This window comes from Cognatishimia activa, from assembly GCF_026016445.1.
In the GTDB taxonomy this organism is placed as follows: domain Bacteria; phylum Pseudomonadota; class Alphaproteobacteria; order Rhodobacterales; family Rhodobacteraceae; genus Cognatishimia; species Cognatishimia activa_B.
In genome coordinates this window covers 198,857-213,539 of sequence record NZ_CP096147.1, presented here as the reverse complement: position 1 = coordinate 213,539, position 14,683 = coordinate 198,857, and the positions used below count along the sequence as shown (strand labels likewise).

15 protein-coding genes, 1 tRNA gene and 1 pseudogene are annotated in these 14,683 nt (G+C 54.3%); 6 read left to right on the top strand and 11 right to left on the bottom strand.

Annotated elements, in window-relative coordinates:
• Position 1: 1 nt before the first annotated feature.
• From M0D42_RS01135 to M0D42_RS01100, 8 genes are all read right to left on the bottom strand, one after another.
• Positions 2 to 769 carry an enoyl-CoA hydratase/isomerase family protein gene (locus M0D42_RS01135; protein ID WP_265019776.1) on the bottom strand — a complete coding sequence of 256 codons (768 nt, stop codon included), beginning with the start codon at positions 767 to 769 and terminating at the stop codon, positions 2 to 4.
• Positions 766 to 2,337, bottom strand: a complete 1,572-nt coding sequence (locus M0D42_RS01130) for an acyl CoA:acetate/3-ketoacid CoA transferase (protein ID WP_265019775.1) — start codon at positions 2,335 to 2,337, stop codon at positions 766 to 768. The genes M0D42_RS01135 and M0D42_RS01130 overlap by 4 nt, the downstream gene beginning before the upstream one ends.
• A gap of 2 nt (positions 2,338 to 2,339) precedes the next feature.
• Positions 2,340 to 3,341 (bottom strand): Gfo/Idh/MocA family protein, encoded by a 1,002-nt coding sequence (locus tag M0D42_RS01125; protein ID WP_265019774.1) that lies wholly within the window; start codon positions 3,339 to 3,341, stop codon positions 2,340 to 2,342.
• 356 nt (positions 3,342 to 3,697) lie between these two features.
• Positions 3,698 to 3,895 (bottom strand): hypothetical protein, encoded by a 198-nt coding sequence (locus M0D42_RS01120; RefSeq protein ID WP_265019773.1) that lies wholly within the window; start codon positions 3,893 to 3,895, stop codon positions 3,698 to 3,700.
• Positions 3,896 to 3,913: 18 nt separating this feature from the next.
• A complete protein-coding gene (locus M0D42_RS01115) occupies positions 3,914 to 4,459 on the bottom strand; it encodes a hypothetical protein (protein WP_265019772.1) in 546 nt (181 codons plus the stop codon).
• 52 nt (positions 4,460 to 4,511) lie between these two features.
• Positions 4,512 to 5,105 (bottom strand): cysteine dioxygenase family protein, encoded by a 594-nt coding sequence (locus tag M0D42_RS01110; RefSeq protein ID WP_265019771.1) that lies wholly within the window; start codon positions 5,103 to 5,105, stop codon positions 4,512 to 4,514.
• A gap of 30 nt (positions 5,106 to 5,135) precedes the next feature.
• The gene (gene gloB, locus M0D42_RS01105) at positions 5,136 to 5,903 is read right to left on the bottom strand and encodes a hydroxyacylglutathione hydrolase (RefSeq protein WP_265019770.1); all 768 of its coding nucleotides are present in this window, start codon (positions 5,901 to 5,903) and stop codon (positions 5,136 to 5,138) included.
• A gap of 121 nt (positions 5,904 to 6,024) precedes the next feature.
• Positions 6,025 to 6,360, bottom strand: coding sequence for an ArsR/SmtB family transcription factor (locus tag M0D42_RS01100; RefSeq protein ID WP_265019769.1), 336 nt, complete (start codon positions 6,358 to 6,360; stop codon positions 6,025 to 6,027).
• A gap of 173 nt (positions 6,361 to 6,533) precedes the next feature.
• Here M0D42_RS01100 and arsH point away from each other — a divergent pair.
• Positions 6,534 to 7,244: pseudogene (arsH, locus tag M0D42_RS01095) on the top strand (arsenical resistance protein ArsH); the annotation flags it as partial.
• Positions 7,245 to 7,453: 209 nt separating this feature from the next.
• Positions 7,454 to 8,686: an MFS transporter gene (locus tag M0D42_RS01090; protein WP_265019768.1), complete on the top strand. Its 1,233-nt coding sequence runs from the start codon at positions 7,454 to 7,456 to the stop codon at positions 8,684 to 8,686.
• A 164-nt stretch (positions 8,687 to 8,850) separates the two neighbouring features.
• Here M0D42_RS01090 and M0D42_RS01085 read toward each other — a convergent pair whose 3' ends face one another.
• Positions 8,851 to 9,699 (bottom strand): LysR family transcriptional regulator, encoded by an 849-nt coding sequence (locus M0D42_RS01085; RefSeq protein ID WP_265019767.1) that lies wholly within the window; start codon positions 9,697 to 9,699, stop codon positions 8,851 to 8,853.
• A gap of 99 nt (positions 9,700 to 9,798) precedes the next feature.
• On the opposite strand from M0D42_RS01085, the gene M0D42_RS01080 reads away from it, so the two are divergent.
• Genes M0D42_RS01080 through M0D42_RS01065 form a run of 4 tightly spaced genes read left to right on the top strand, consistent with a single transcriptional unit; the run spans position 9,799 to position 12,600 of the window.
• The gene (locus M0D42_RS01080; protein ID WP_265019766.1) at positions 9,799 to 10,716 is read left to right on the top strand and encodes a haloalkane dehalogenase; all 918 of its coding nucleotides are present in this window, start codon (positions 9,799 to 9,801) and stop codon (positions 10,714 to 10,716) included.
• The gene (locus M0D42_RS01075; RefSeq protein ID WP_265019765.1) at positions 10,706 to 11,431 is read left to right on the top strand and encodes a hypothetical protein; all 726 of its coding nucleotides are present in this window, start codon (positions 10,706 to 10,708) and stop codon (positions 11,429 to 11,431) included. Before M0D42_RS01080 ends, M0D42_RS01075 begins: the two co-directional genes overlap by 11 nt.
• Positions 11,432 to 11,455: 24 nt before the next feature.
• Positions 11,456 to 12,055 carry a short chain dehydrogenase gene (locus M0D42_RS01070; RefSeq protein WP_265019764.1) on the top strand — a complete coding sequence of 200 codons (600 nt, stop codon included), beginning with the start codon at positions 11,456 to 11,458 and terminating at the stop codon, positions 12,053 to 12,055.
• Between the two features lie 20 nt (positions 12,056 to 12,075).
• Positions 12,076 to 12,600: a hypothetical protein gene (locus M0D42_RS01065; RefSeq protein WP_265019763.1), complete on the top strand. Its 525-nt coding sequence runs from the start codon at positions 12,076 to 12,078 to the stop codon at positions 12,598 to 12,600.
• A 554-nt stretch (positions 12,601 to 13,154) separates the two neighbouring features.
• On the opposite strand, the gene M0D42_RS01060 is transcribed toward M0D42_RS01065, so the two are convergent.
• Both M0D42_RS01060 and M0D42_RS01055 read right to left on the bottom strand, forming a co-directional pair.
• Positions 13,155 to 13,231: transfer RNA gene (locus M0D42_RS01060), tRNA-Arg, on the bottom strand.
• 62 nt (positions 13,232 to 13,293) lie between these two features.
• Entirely contained in the window at positions 13,294 to 14,682 is a 1,389-nt protein-coding gene (locus M0D42_RS01055) for a sensor histidine kinase (protein ID WP_265019762.1), read from the bottom strand.
• Position 14,683: the final 1 nt, after the last annotated feature.

Sequence of the window (14,683 nt, the reverse complement as noted above, 5' to 3'; positions counted from 1 at the left end):
GTCATTTTCCCGAGAAATCTGGAGAGCGTTTTTCCAAGAAGGCGTCGACGCCTTCGGATTTGTCGTCAGAGGTGGCAATCAGGCCACCACCAATCGCTTCGATCATTGCGGCGCTGTCTTCACCGGCGCCGGCATGGATCATGTTTTTGCTGATTTCGGTCGCGCGTGGAGACAGTTTCGCCGCGCTTGCGGCCATGTCCAATGCGACAGACATCGGATCATCTGCCACCTCGGACACAAACCCAATCTGATGCGCACGTTCGGCACTTAGCTGGCGTCCAAACAACGCCATTTCCTTCATAATACCTTCCGGGATCAGACGTTGCAGCCGTTGCGTGCCGGACCAACCGGGCACCACGCCAACCTGCGCTTCGGGCAGGGCAATGCGGGCTTTTGGCGCCATCACGCGAATGTCGCAGGCGGTGGCCAGTTCCAAGCCGCCACCAAAAGCATGTCCGTTCAAAACGGCAATTGTGGGTTTGGAAAGGCGGGCGAGACGATCAAAAATACGATGACCGCCCCGCACCCAGGAGCGCGCAAAACGCGCGGGAGGTAACTTGGCCCAGGCAGCGATATCTGCCCCAACACAGAATGCCTTTGGATGGTCGCCCGAAATCAACACAACGCGCACATCCGGATTCACATCCAACGCATCGCAATGTGCTATGAGCTGCGCTAGCATATCGGGCGTCAATGCGTTCAGTTTGGTCGGATTGGAGACCAGAAGGTGTGCAATCGCGCCTTCGATTTTCAGATCAACGCGGCTCATAGCGACAGCCCCATCGGGGCCTCCTGCAATAACACCATGGACATCACTGTCGCGTTTTCCGCGATCTGAACACGGCCGTGGGATGCGGCAACGATATCCCGCGCCGGATCAATTCCAGGCATGATTTCAAAGGCTTCCAATCCTTGTTCCGTCAAGCGCATCGCACAGCGTTCGGTGATGTAGATCACCTCCTGCCCCAGCTCCAGAGCACGTTTACCAGAGAAGGTGACATGCTCGACTTGCTCTACCATCTTGGTGAACTTGCCTGGCTGGCTAATCGTCAGACCATCTTCGGTGATATCCAGTTTTGCACCAGCTTCGAAATAGCCAGAGAAAACGATTTTCTTTGCATTGGCGACAATATCGACAAAGCCACCGCAACCGGCTGTCAGGTAAGGTTTTTTACCAAGCTTGGAAACATTCACATTGCCTTCGACATCCACCTCGAGGAAGGACAGGAAGGTGACGTCAAAGCCTCCACCCTGAAAATAGGTGAACTGCTGAGGTGATGGTACATAGGCATCTGCATTGGACGCGCAGCCAAAGGCAAACCCTGTCAATGGGACACCGCCCACGGCGCCTTGTTCAATGGCCCAGGTCACCGCCTGCGCCTGCCCCTCTTCGATCAGAATACGTGGCACTTGCGCTGAGATGCCAAAACCCAGATTGGCCGTCTGGCCTGCATTGAGTTCCAGCGCAGCGCGGCGCGCTAGAACTTTTTCGACAGACATCTCCGGGATGGAAAATCCATCAAGCGGGCGCATGATCTCACCTGAAATCGCGGGATCATTTTGTGTTTCTGTGGTCTGTTTTTGGTCGGGATCGATCACAATCAAATCCACCAGATGGCCCGGCACACGCACGTCATGTGGGTTCAGACTTCCATGAGTGGTGACACGTTTGACCTGTGCAATCACCAGACCACCATGATTACGTGCAGCGATGGCCTGTTCCAGTCCGCCAAGATACGCACCCTCGTGTTCATACGTCAGGTTGCCGTGTTCATCTGCGGTGGTCGCCCGAAGGATGGCCACATTTGGAACGATGTTGGGGAAATGCAGCCAGGTTTCGCCTGCAAGCTCCTGACGGAACACAATTGGCGCTTCCGCCGCTTTGTCGTTCATAGCGCAACCTTCGCGGATCGGGTCCGCAAAAGTTTCCATGCCCACTTTGGTCAACACACCCGGGCGGCGTGCAGCGACGTCACGGTGCATGTCAAACATAATGCCGGACGGCACATTGTAGGCCGCAATCCGGTCCTCCACGATCATCTTCCAGATTTCAGGCATTTCCTTGGAGGATGGGCCCGAAGGGTAGCTACCCGCCAACACGCGGCTTAGCAGGCCGTCTTTGGCAATATGGTCAATACCTTTGATGCCAAACATGTCCCCTGCGGCAATCGGGTGCAGCGTGGTCAGATTGCGGGGTTCACCCGTTGCGTCAAACCGCTCCCCCAAGGCTTGCAGAACTAGATCGGGGCAGCCCAATCCCGAAGAAGAGGACACAGAGACAACCTGCCCGTCTTCAATCCGGGACACGGCTTCAGATGCAGAGACAATTTTAGACATGATCACACTCCGCAATAGTCAACTTTGGTGGCTTGGCCAGAGACCGCCGCCTGTTTCACGGCTTCAGCCACGGCCAGGGATTTCACACCATCAACACCGGTGGCAGATGGCTGGCCTTTGCCGTCGATCGCGGCTGCAAACTGCGCCATCGTGCGGTCATAAAGACCATGATCACTGTAGGTCACCGGTTGGGAACCGGCGGCTGTGGTCAGAGTGATCTCGCCCACAGGCAATTGGGTCATCACATTGCGCGCGACCAAAGATCCTTTGGTGCCATAGATTTCCAAACCGGATTGGGAAAACGGATGGGTAAAGCTTTCATGGGTCATGACCTGAACGCCGGACGGCATTTTCCAGACAGACATCGCACCATCTTCAACGCCTTGAGACATCGAACCATGCGATTCCATTGCGACCACGGATTTCGGGTCTTCGTCGAGGTAAAAGCGAACGGTATCCGCATCATGCACCACAAGATCCGGGATCACGCCGCCCCCAGCAGCAGGATCACTAAGACGCCAGCCACGCAAGTGTTCAGGCAGCAGACCAGCGTGGAACACCCGCAGGCTCAATACCTCACCGATCACGCCATCGGTGATCAGCTGTTTCATCGCAAGATGAGTGCCGGCAGAACGCAGGTGGTGATTGGTGCCCAACACAACGCCAGCTTCTGCCGCTGCTTTCACCATCGTCGCTGCGTCGGCTGCTGACATGGCCAAGGGCTTTTCACACATGACGTGTTTGCCTGCCGCAAAGGCCGCCAAGGCTTGCGAGAGGTGTTTTTCATTGGTGGTCGAAATATAGACCGCACCAATCTGATCGTCCGCCAGGATTTCTTCCAGAGAGGTTGTAGAGGTCTTGATGCCATGAATGGCGGCATAAGAAGCACCGCGATCTGCGCCTGAACTCAGGACAGACGTGACCTCATGCCCCTTCTGAGCACGGATCGCGCCGATCATGTGTTCAGCAGCAATTGTGCTGGCTCCGATCAATCCCCAATCCATCTCGCGAATCCTCCTTTGGAACGTTCCATTGGGCGCAAAATAAATATGGAACGTTCCAAAAGTCAAATTAAAAATTGCTGCATTTTACATTACAACGCGCAGACAAGGGTGATTGAAAGAGAAATCATGCAACCAAAAGCAGAATTACTTGTCTTAACGGAACTAGAGAAACATCTAAGGGGCATTATGCTAACAACCTTAAAGTTGAATACCCCGAACATCTCAGCGCTTTGCAGGCTCACTCGGGAGCCTTTTGTCCCTTTGCTGAGCTGCTTAAAGACCTAACCGAGACTTCTAAAGCCAAAAGCCAGCCCCCCCCGATTAGACTAAACTGGCGTGTGAGCGAATATCTCGGGTTAAGGCTTTAGAGCACGCAATTTTGTCTGAAGTGCCGCCACAATCACATCCTCAACTTCAGCTAGACGCATCCCATGCTCAACTGCTAGCTGACGTACAAGTGGTTCGATCTGCTGGTTTTGTGGCCCATAGAGAAACCAGTCGTCGATTGCATGCTGATCAGGGTGCTCCACACCGTCGTCCGATTTCCTAATCATTGGCCCCTACTCTCCTGTTCAACCATCCCAACCAATTTCTCTTTTGTAGTACACTCGAACAAGTTCCCCACCACAAGGTATGGGGCAAACACCTTCGATATCCAGTTTGCGCGCGAGGTGAAATGGGGCCACTCTTTGCTTTGCCGCCATCTGCCCAAGCGTTACATATGCCCTTTCAAAGGCTTCGATACTCGCTTTTGAAATATAGTGCTTTTGATGGTTAGTATCTGGATTGCGTTCGCGGACCTGCGAAAGGAACCCTTTATCGCGGAGGTGCCGGATCGAGATGACATTGATTTTTAAATATCGGGCAGTCTCAGGCAACGAGAGGTCTTGATTGAGCTGCACTTTCCTCCTAGGGCAAATTGCGTCCCAATCCACCTCGACAGCATTCAAACCCACGCCCTCTACCCGACAAAGCAGGCCGTCCAATTCGCCCTTGCGCCAGAGATCAACAACATGGGCTAACGGAATACCTTTCTCTCGGCAAAACGCATTTAGCGGCGCAACCGATTTTCCAGGAAGTACTTCGGGTAACAGCTCAACTTGCCCGATGAGATCCATTACCTCAACACGCGACAAGTACCGCAACGTCGAAGTAACTCGTATGGGTGGTTTATTCGCATGTTCCCAATTGGGTCTCTGTATGGGCGACCTCGATCAGCTCACGGGTGCCTGCTTCAACATCGTAAGAGAAGAACGAGTTCATTTCCCTGCCATAGAGATGAAGACTAACACATCGCGGCAAGCTCTCCGGACAACCCGTCTGATGGATGTGATCCGGGTTTGGAACGAAAGTTGAAACTGCGCCCGGCGTCAGCAGCACTAGACCGGCCCGGCGCAGGTCTATCCCATCGTTGCGGTCGGCGGTCTGATCAGCGTCCAGCCGCATGTACCCCTGTTCCTGAAGCTGGCCTTCAATGACACCCACAACGCCCCAGGTGCCGTGATCATGTACAGGCGTCCATTGGCCCGGGTTCCAAACTAGAGTGTAAAGCGACAGGCCCGATTTCGTGTCCTCATAGACCAGATTGCGCGCGTAGTGATCAGGGTCAGATTGGAAATGCTCCGGCTTTAAGAACTCGTCAGAGCGGTTGACCAGATTGGCCATTCGCGGCGCGATTACGGCAACAACATCCGAAAGCTCGGTTTTGTTTTCTAATGCGCCGTTACAGTCGGCAATGAAGGTATTCAACAAGCTTTGGCTCATTCTCTTTCTCCCTTGGGTTGGTGCTTCATTTTAGAATTTGTCCTTGCGTTCTCGGATCTCGGCAAAAACTTCGACAGAGGTGGCGTCTTCCATGCCCAATGTTTGCCTGATTTGCGCATTGTCGCAGCGCAGGAAGGGGTTCGTTGCCAGCTCATCGGACAATGTGGTCGGGATCGTGGGCTGGCCCTTGGAACGCAGTTCTTTCACTTCTGCGGCGCGTGCAATGAGCGTGTCATTGGTGCTGTCGATGGTCAGGGCAAATGCGGCGTTCTTTTCGGTAAACTCATGGCCCGAAAGCACGAGCGTTTCAGGCGGCAGGGCGGCCAGCTTTTGCAGACTTGCATACATTTGCTCGGGGCCGTCGCCATAGACGCGCCCACAGCCAAGCGCCATGAGGCTGTCGGCGGTCGCCACTGCTCCGGTCTTGGGAAAATAGTAAGCAATATGTCCGCGTGTATGCCCCGATACATCTAACACTTCGACGCTTTCCGCCCCAAGCGTGATGACATCACCGTCAGAGACAGCCTGATCAAGAAGGGGAAGCCGGTGTTCATCGGCAGCACCCCCGATCACCGTTGCTGGATACTCAGACAGGAGTTCGGCAACACCGCCAGTGTGGTCGCCGTGGTGGTGGGTCAGCATAACATGCGTGAGGGTCCAACCCTGGCTCTTTAGGGCATCCGAAACAAGTGCGGCCTCTGGCACGTCGATGACAACTGTCGTGTCGCTCTCACCGTCATGAAGAAGAAACGCATAGTTGTGTTCGAGACAGGGGATGGTGACAATTTCAAATGGCATAGGAAGTCCTCTCGGGTTGGGGAGGACATAAACTCATCACCTCAACATATCAAGACTTATTGAGATATATGGCGATGATTGGTTGTTTTTGGGAGTTGTGTGGTAAACAAAAAGCGAGCGTTCAGCAGGATTTTCCGCTTGTGCAACAAGCTAGAATATCAGGATGACCGTCACAGCAATCGTTCAACAAGAATGACACGAGACCACCCATCTTGGCGCTATCGAGCGTGTAGATAACACTGCGAGATTGCTTCTCGGATGAGACGAGTCCGGCCTGATCCAGCGTGTTCAAATGAAAGGAGGCACGTGAAGAGGTTGCATCGACATGAGATGCGATTTCTCCGGCTGAAGCCCCTTCAGGAAGCTTCTGGACAAGAAAGCGCACGATGTTGACTCGCGTTGAGTCAGACAATGCCTGCATCATTTTCAAAGCGACCTGTTCGTCCACCGGTTTCATGCCTCCAAAGCGGGGTTTCGTACAGTTGCTACTATAGGTCTCTCAATTCAACAACTCAATAAGTCTTGAGATATTGAGAAAAGGGTGTATCTATGTGTTCAAGTGATAACGTCAGGCTGACGAACAGCGCGGCGGAACACACTTCGAAAACTCGATTTTTTGAAAGAGAACCAATGACTAACGATACACCACACCTGCTTGAAGACGTTGTGAAGACCCCAACTCTTGAGCAAATGGAAGTTGCGAATCCTTCCTCTCACCCGCCACGCATCTTGTTGCTTTATGGTTCCTTGCGTGAGCGTTCCTTCAGCCGTCTTGTCACCGAGGAATGCGCGCGCATCCTTGAAAAGTTCGGCTGTGAGGTCAAAACCTTTGATCCGCACGGGTTGCCGCTCGTCAGTGACGAAGACGAAGACCATCCCAAGGTAAAAGAACTGCGCGATCTGGTCATCTGGTCCGAAGGGCAGGTCTGGAGTTCCCCAGAGCGCCACGGTGCCATGACCGGCGTGATGAAAACCCAAATCGACTGGTTGCCGCTCTCCGTCGGCGCTGTGCGACCAACTCAAGGCAAGACACTGGCCATCATGCAAGTCGAAGGTGGCTCGCAGTCCTTCAACACCGTCAACCAACTGCGCATTCTGGGCCGCTGGATGCGGATGCTGACGATCCCGAACCAGTCGTCTATTGCGCGGACCTACAATGAGTTCGATGAGAATAATCGGATCAAGGACTCGTCCTTTTACGAGCGCCTTGTTGATGTGATGGAAGAACTGGTGAAGTTCACGTTACTGGTTCGCGATCGCAAGGAGCTTTTGGTTGACCGGTATTCCGAGCGCAAAGCGAAGCTGAAGAAGGCGCAGGAGGCAGGTGACGAGGCAGCAATCGCCGCGATCACGACGCGCATCCCAGCCGATGCGCTCGATCACACCAACGCCAATGAAGTTGGCGCGGCTTGCTGTGGTCCACAGGGCTGCGGTTCGAACACTGCAAGTGCTTCGAAATGCTGCTGAACTAAATCGGTCACCGATCACGGTACACCTGCGGGTCAGGGCTTCGGCTCTGGCCCGTCAGCCAGACATAAGAGCCAAAACCAATGCAATCTGCACCTGATACTCCGGCTGGATCATCCGGCCCGGCAAAGCTCAGTTTTCCCTATCTGTCCCTGATCGGCATTGCGCTAATTTGCGGGTTTGGAACGCTATATTACGCCTTTCCCCAAATCGCTTTTGGCATGGAAGAAGAGTTCGGCTGGTCAAAATCCGAACTATATGGCGCGATGACCGTTGGCTGGCTCTTTACCGCTGCAACAGCGGTCCCGGTCGGGCTTGCAATTGACAATGGCCATGGTCGGAATGTCATGACGGGCGGCGCTATCCTTGCGGGCGTTCTGTTCTTCCTCTGGTCGCAAACTCAAACGCAGCTTTGGCTGTATGCGGTTCTAGCCGGACTTGGGATTCTACAATCGGCCACGCTTTACAGTGCGACATTTGCGGTGATCGCGAAGTATTTCGACAAGTCGAAGGTGCGGGATTACATCACCACGCTGACACTCTGGGGCGGCTTTGCCAGCACCGTCTTCATTCCCTTCATCGAACTCTTGATGAGCTACATGGACTGGCGGCAGACCCTTATGGTTCTCGGGGCAATCAATGTACTGGTCTGTGCGCCGATCTATGCCTTCTTGCCGTCTGGGACGGGAACGCAAACTGAGGACCAAGACGACGGAGAGAGTGAGCCACAGAAGCGGGATGCCAAATGGGCACTCATGCAACCAATATTCTGGGCGTTGCTGATCTGCTTTGCGCTTTATTCGGTCATGGCCACGTCCTTCCGGACGCATCTCTATCCTATGCTGATCGAGTGGGGTTGGTCAGGTGAAGACGCGGTGTTCATCCTGGCGCTGCTGGGACCGGCGCAAGTTGCAGGTCGCGCGCTGATGAAGGTCTTCAAGACACGCAGTATCGCTTATGTCGGGGTCTTCATTGCCTCGATGTTCCCACTGGCATTTTTGGCCATGATCCTCTTTCCACATAGCTACCCCATCCTCATTGTCGCCTCGCTCGCCTACGGAGCGGCGGCGGGCACGATGACCATCGTCAAAGGCCTTTCTGTCCCGGAGTTCCTGACAAAGAGCTCATATGGTCTGATCAACGGGATGATGAACACTCCCATCGCTATTCTGAGTGCTTTTGGTCCGACGCTGGCCGCGCTGTCTTGGACAATCACTGGCAGCTACCTTGGTCTTATGATTGGGATGGTAGTGGTCAGCACGGCCATGCTGATGTCGTTTATCGCGGCTGCTGTGATTTCATCTAAGTCGCGCTGACCCTCTACCGATGCAGACATTGGTACGGTGCGCGGCATCATGCACTTTGGGCTCAAACCGGTCCTTTGCCGCAAATTTCACGTATGGCCGTTTAGGGCCGAAAAATGATCTACTTCCCAGTGAGCGACCTACATCGGTCAACTGAGCCCGCTCCATGTTCACACCTATAAACTTTCCCAGATCCGTCTGCCCACCGGCCCGAGGTGGTGTTCGGCGCGTTTGGTTAGGCATAACGGCAATGATAGCGCGCCAAGAGTCGGTAAGTTGAGCAGAGCTCCGCTAGAGATTTCTCTTTCAATCATGTGATCAGGTAAACGACCCCATCCCAACCCCTGCAAAATCAAGTCTTTCTTGGTAGGCATATCGGTGACAAACCACTTTGGTGCTTCACTCATTAACCCGGTATCCGGTGCCTTTTCATCACTGGATTTGACAACGACTTGCGGATGGCGCCCCAGAGCGGATTTGCTCACAAGGTCCGGTTCCGAACCAATCAACTCAGGAGACGCAACCAGAGGGAAATCCATCCGGCCAATGTCTCGATAGTCAATAAATGGGCTGCGTGTCGGAGCCGCGAATATTGCGATGTCGACCTTTTCAGCCATCAATTGCCGTTCACCTGAGGCCGTTTCGATCTCCAGATGCAAGGTGGTTGAAGGAAAATCGCGCTTCAGCTCCTTGAGCAACCTGGCTAGCCGCGGAATGGGGAAGTTGCTGCTAACACCAATGCGCAGCTCACTCTCTACCTCTCCCTTCAGGTCCCGCACAAATTCTTCGAACTGCTGGGCCTGACCCAGCAAATGGCGGATCTGCGCGAGTAGAGCTTTACCGTCACGTGTCAGCGTGGGGCGATATGTGGAACGGTCGAATATCTGTACCTGGTAGAAATCTTCAACCTGCTTGACCGAATAGGAGACAGCAGATCGCGCCTTGTTCAGCTTTTCGCTGGCCAGTTGAAAACTGCCGGTGTCGCAGATCGTGGCAACGACATTGAGGTGATCGAGATTCGTCATGGTCTAAAATTATGACGAAGATGTTCGGAAAGCTATGCTTTTTACTGACGTATTGCGCGCGTATTTCAGTGCTATTCGACAGAGACACGGACATCCGACATGACCAAAGCAACCATCTCAGCTGACTTCCCTTTCTCCTCGCGGTTTGTAGAGGTGTTGGGTAGCCAGATCCATTACGTGGAAGAGGGCACCGGCGATCCCATCCTCTTTATCCACGGCAATCCGGCCTCTTCATACATCTGGCGCAACATCATTCCCCATGTCACGTCACATGCCCGCGCCATTGCGGTGGATCTGATCGGGTTCGGCAAATCAGACAAGCCCGACATTTCTTACGGTTTCGACGATAGCTACGCTTATCTCGAAGGGTTCATCGAGGCTTTGGGTCTGACCAATATCACCCTGGTGGTGCAGGATTGGGGCTCTGGTCTGGGGTTTCATTTCGCCAATCTGCATCGCGACAAGATCAAGGGCATCGTCTTTATGGAGGCGATGCATCGCGAGATCGACTTTGCAGCCATGGCGCGCAGCGACAAGATGCTGATGCGTTTGATCCGGGCGCCTTTCGCCAGCTGGCTGATGCTTGGCGTTATGAACAGTTTCGTGAAACGCATGCTGCCCGATTGGATTAAGCGCGATCTGAGCCAACAGGAAATGGCTGCCTACCTCGCACCGTTTCCCACGATCAAAAGCCGCAAGCCGGTTTACATCTTCCCGCGCGACGTGCCGGTCGAGGGTAAGCCCGAACATATCTCGCGCGCAGTGGCGGATTATTCGCAATGGCTCACGGAAACCCCCATTCCAAAGCTGTTTTTCCACGCCGATCCCGGCGTGTTGATCCGCCAGAAAGATGTGGTCTGGATCAAAGAAAATTTTCCAAACCTGACCAGTGTCGATCTGGGGGAAGGCCTCCATTTCCTGCAAGAGGATTACCCGTATGAGATCGGACACGCCTTGGCCGATTGGTATCTGAACTTGAAAAACACGCAAACCGAAGGAGAACGTCATGCCGTATGAATTCCCCCACGCCACACCACATGGTGAGGTCACCGAGATTTTCCCTGACATCTTTCACGTGACCGGAAGTGTCGACATGGTGCCGGGTATGCGGATCAGCCGCGCGATGACCGTCCTGCGCGACCGCGACGCGCTGACCCTGATCAGCCCCATCCGCTTATCAGACGATGGGCTGGCGGCGCTTGATACCCTCGGCAAGGTTGAGCACATCGTAAAACTGGGAGGCTATCATCTCGGAGCACAAAACGGGTTGGATGATCCGTTTTACGTGCAGCGATACGGGGCCAAACTCTGGGCGCTTGAGGGCATGGAGCACAAGGGCAGTTTGGTCCCTGACCATCTCCTGCGGTTGGATGGCGAGTTCCCAGTCCCGGGCCTGTCGCTCTTCACTTACGAGAGCTCAAAGCTGCCGGAGGGCATGTTCCTGCTTGACCGCGAAGGTGGCATTCTGATTACGGCTGACAGCCTGCAGAACTGGGCCGAACCAGACGCGTATTTCAGCGAGATCGCGGCCGAACGCATGGGGCAGGCCGGGTTTTTCAAACCCGCCAGTATCGGCCCCGAATGGCTGCGTTACTGCGCACCGGATTCGAGTGAATTCGACCGGGTCGCTGCGCTAAACTTCCAACACCTGCTGCCCTCACACGGCACACCGATGCTGCACCGCGCCAAAGAGGCGTTGTGCGAAACATTCTCGACAACTTTCGGGCACTGAACGCCCTACCTTTGGAGTAATCCCATGAAAATTCTGCTTATTGGAGCGTCCGGCGTGATCGGACGCGCGGTGATGCATGCCTTGTCCTCTGATCATGAGGTCCACACCGCCTCACGGAAATCAGGCGATCTTCAGGTCGATATGTCCGACCCCGATAGCCTGCGCTCGCTATTTGCGAAGACCGGTCCGCTTGATGCGATCATCAGCGTGGCGGGTGACGGGGTGATGGCCCCGCTTGCCACGATGAGCGATGACGATTTCAACCGGACTGTGGACACGCAGATGAAAGGCCAGCTGAACGTATTGCGCCTTGGCCTTGATGTCGTCACGCCAGGCGGCTCTATCACTCTGACTTCGGGTGTTGCGGCTCAGAACCCCATGCCTTCCACAAGCGCTATTGCTGCGTCCTGCGCCGCGATCGAGGCATTCACCAGCACCGCAGCCACCGAAGTAGAAACTGTGCGACTGAACGTGGTCTCGCCGATCTTCGTTAAGGAGAGCATGGAACTGTTCGGCCTGCCCACCGATGGCGGCCTGTCTGCTGTCGACACGGCCAAAAGCTATCTCGCCGCCGTGACCGGCGACATGCATGGGCAGATCCTGTCCACTCCCGATTTTGCCTGAACCTGAAAAGGAACCCCAATATGAAACTCTCAATCCTCAAATCAATCGCAACCGTGTTCGCCCTGGCGACCGCAACGGCCAGCCATGCGGCTGACACCAGTAAGCCTGTTATCGACCAACTGGTTGGCACTTGGTTTGTCGAAGTGACCGGCGTGCTGCCCGATGGCGGCGCCTACCAGAACATTATGAATGTGGATACGGGCGGCACCGCCGACATCGTGGGTGGCTGGATGTTCGGCGCGGGTGGCGTGAAGTTTACCGATAGCCCGGCCAGCCTCACCAAAGCCGACGGCAACAGCTTTGAAATCCGCATGTTTGCCTTTCTGGCAGATGCCGCGACGGGTACCCCAAAAGGCATGAATATCACCGTTTACCGCGGCGAGATGCAGGAGGGCGCAGACACCTTCATAGCCGAAGCGGATCTCTACTATCTGCCTTGCTCTGTCGAGCATTGCCCGGCCCCCAACGCAGAGCTCGGCACCCCAGCGACAGTGGCGCAAGTTGTCGGCTCAAGGCTTGCTACCCCGGTGTCCACAGCCCACTGAGCTGTGAAAAAAACTCGCCCAGCGAAACCAAAGGTTTTATGCCGGGCGTTTATCCCTTGCCTCGCTGAACTGACATTCAAAACACTATAGTATTTACGTTCGCGGCGAATGTCGGGAATCCAGGCTGCGACCGCAGCAAGCGACGAGTAAGCTGAAAGTCTGCTCTGGGCCGTTCTGAACAATTGTTGTGGAACCAGTGGCCACGCTTCTCCTCATTGAAAACCCGTGGTTTTAGGCAAACCAAACGTCCCTGGATGTCAGGGCGAAGGCGCTACCTGCCCCCAGGCAACCAGAACAGACCAAACCGTGCCCTCAGGCATTGTGCTGCGGGCTGCAGCGCATTTGTCGAATAACTTTGCCTCGCCGCCATCCGCGTTCACCACATGGCAGATTTACAGGTGAAGGCGTCTACCGCGTCTAAACCTGCTAAATAGCCTTTATTTTTCAAAGGGAAGTCAAATCAAACGAAATCGCTTGAATGAAAATTAAATCGGGAAATTGGGTCAGTTTATGACGCAAAGGTCAAAGTTATCTGACGTCTCACAAGTTTTTAATGGCGCTCTGGGGAGGATTCGAACCCCCGACCCCTTGATTCGTAGTCAAGTACTCTATCCAGCTGAGCTACCAGAGCGCGGTGTGAGGGGCGGTTTAAAGTGAACCCCAAATGGGCGCAAGAGCAAAATCCAAAAAAAATCAGATTTCTGCGATATCGCCCTTCGGCAAACAAATCCCAAAGCTTGTGCCCGTGTCGTCACTGCTCAAAAGTTCGAGCATCCCGCCATGACCCTTGATCAATTCCGCTGAAATCGCCAGCCCCAAGCCTGTGCCGCCCTTACGCGCACCCCCTTGAAAAGGTTGGAACAAATGTTCTTTCGCCTTGGGAGGAAGCCCAGGACCGGTGTCTTTGATCTGAATGCTCCAGCTTTCAGCGTGCTCTTCAGCAGACACCATGATCTCTGCGGGGTTCCCTGATGTCACGATTGCCTGACGTGCGTTGCGAACAAGGTTTGAGATCACCCGGAAGAGCTGCTCTGAGTCGGCCCGGACCATCATGCCATTGGGCACATTGTCTGCGAGGCTCAGATCAAAGTTACCAACCGCCAGACGTTCAGATGCGAGCACATCCTCAACGAGTTCTGAAAGGTTTACTTCGGTGAGACGCGGCGCTGGTTCCTCCGCTTTCCCATAGGCCAATGTGCTCTCGCATAGATGCACCGCGCGTGTGATGGAATTCACAAGTTTGGGGGCCATGCGCTTTACGGTGGGATCTTCTGACATCTCAATCCGGTCGGTGAAAAGTTGAGCTGATGTCAGGATGTTGCGCAAGTCGTGACTGACCTTCGCTACGGCGCCGCCAAGCTGAGCCAGACGTTCCTTTTGACGCAAGGAAGCGGTCAATTCAGTCTGTAGAGTTTGAAGCGCTTCTTCGGCTTCACGCAGTTCGACAACCCCTGCGCTTGGCTGGATGATACGACGTGCGTCTTCAGGGGCAGCTGCATAGCTTTGCATATAGCCGACGACGCCCTTGATAGGCTTCACCAGGATCATCCGCACAACCACAAACAAGAGGGTTGCCGTAAAGATCGAGATCACTGCAGAGAGCAGCAGAATATTAAGGCCATAATCAATCATCGCGGCGCGTAAATCTTTGGTCCAGATCGTGACTTCGATCAATAGACCAGCATCGCGGACCGGGGCGCCAATAACGCGAATAACTTCCGGTTCAGGATTAAACAGACGCGCCATTGCGTCCATTATCAGTTTGGTTGCCATACGATCCCTGAGATCGAAAGACTTATCGATTGGGGCTGGCATCGGGGATGACAGCATCAATTGGCGCACCTCATCGCGACGAAGTACGACGTTGTAGACCTCTGCGTTCCGAAGCAGCTCTGCCTCAAGCTCCTCGTCAATCATTTCATCGGCCAACAAAGCCAACGAGGCGATCTGTGCGCGTTCAAGTCGCGATAGCAAATAGTCCTCGCGGAAACGCGCAATGGACGGAACGAAGATCAGGATTTCGGCCAGCATCACAAAGATGATGGTCAGAAACAGGAAACGCCCTGAGAGTGTCTTTAACATC

Coding starts and splice junctions, on each gene's coding strand:
- M0D42_RS01135 (WP_265019776.1), bottom strand. CDS start 769: ATGAGCCGCGTTGATCTGAAAATCGAAGGCGCGATTGCACACCTTCTG.
- M0D42_RS01130 (WP_265019775.1), bottom strand. CDS start 2,337: ATGTCTAAAATTGTCTCTGCATCTGAAGCCGTGTCCCGGATTGAAGAC.
- M0D42_RS01125 (WP_265019774.1), bottom strand. CDS start 3,341: ATGGATTGGGGATTGATCGGAGCCAGCACAATTGCTGCTGAACACATG.
- M0D42_RS01120 (WP_265019773.1), bottom strand. CDS start 3,895: ATGATTAGGAAATCGGACGACGGTGTGGAGCACCCTGATCAGCATGCA.
- M0D42_RS01115 (WP_265019772.1), bottom strand. CDS start 4,459: ATGGATCTCATCGGGCAAGTTGAGCTGTTACCCGAAGTACTTCCTGGA.
- M0D42_RS01110 (WP_265019771.1), bottom strand. CDS start 5,105: ATGAGCCAAAGCTTGTTGAATACCTTCATTGCCGACTGTAACGGCGCA.
- gloB (WP_265019770.1), bottom strand. CDS start 5,903: ATGCCATTTGAAATTGTCACCATCCCCTGTCTCGAACACAACTATGCG.
- M0D42_RS01100 (WP_265019769.1), bottom strand. CDS start 6,360: ATGAAACCGGTGGACGAACAGGTCGCTTTGAAAATGATGCAGGCATTG.
- M0D42_RS01090 (WP_265019768.1), top strand. CDS start 7,454: ATGCAATCTGCACCTGATACTCCGGCTGGATCATCCGGCCCGGCAAAG.
- M0D42_RS01085 (WP_265019767.1), bottom strand. CDS start 9,699: ATGACGAATCTCGATCACCTCAATGTCGTTGCCACGATCTGCGACACC.
- M0D42_RS01080 (WP_265019766.1), top strand. CDS start 9,799: ATGACCAAAGCAACCATCTCAGCTGACTTCCCTTTCTCCTCGCGGTTT.
- M0D42_RS01075 (WP_265019765.1), top strand. CDS start 10,706: ATGCCGTATGAATTCCCCCACGCCACACCACATGGTGAGGTCACCGAG.
- M0D42_RS01070 (WP_265019764.1), top strand. CDS start 11,456: ATGAAAATTCTGCTTATTGGAGCGTCCGGCGTGATCGGACGCGCGGTG.
- M0D42_RS01065 (WP_265019763.1), top strand. CDS start 12,076: ATGAAACTCTCAATCCTCAAATCAATCGCAACCGTGTTCGCCCTGGCG.
- M0D42_RS01055 (WP_265019762.1), bottom strand. CDS start 14,682: ATGTTAAAGACACTCTCAGGGCGTTTCCTGTTTCTGACCATCATCTTT.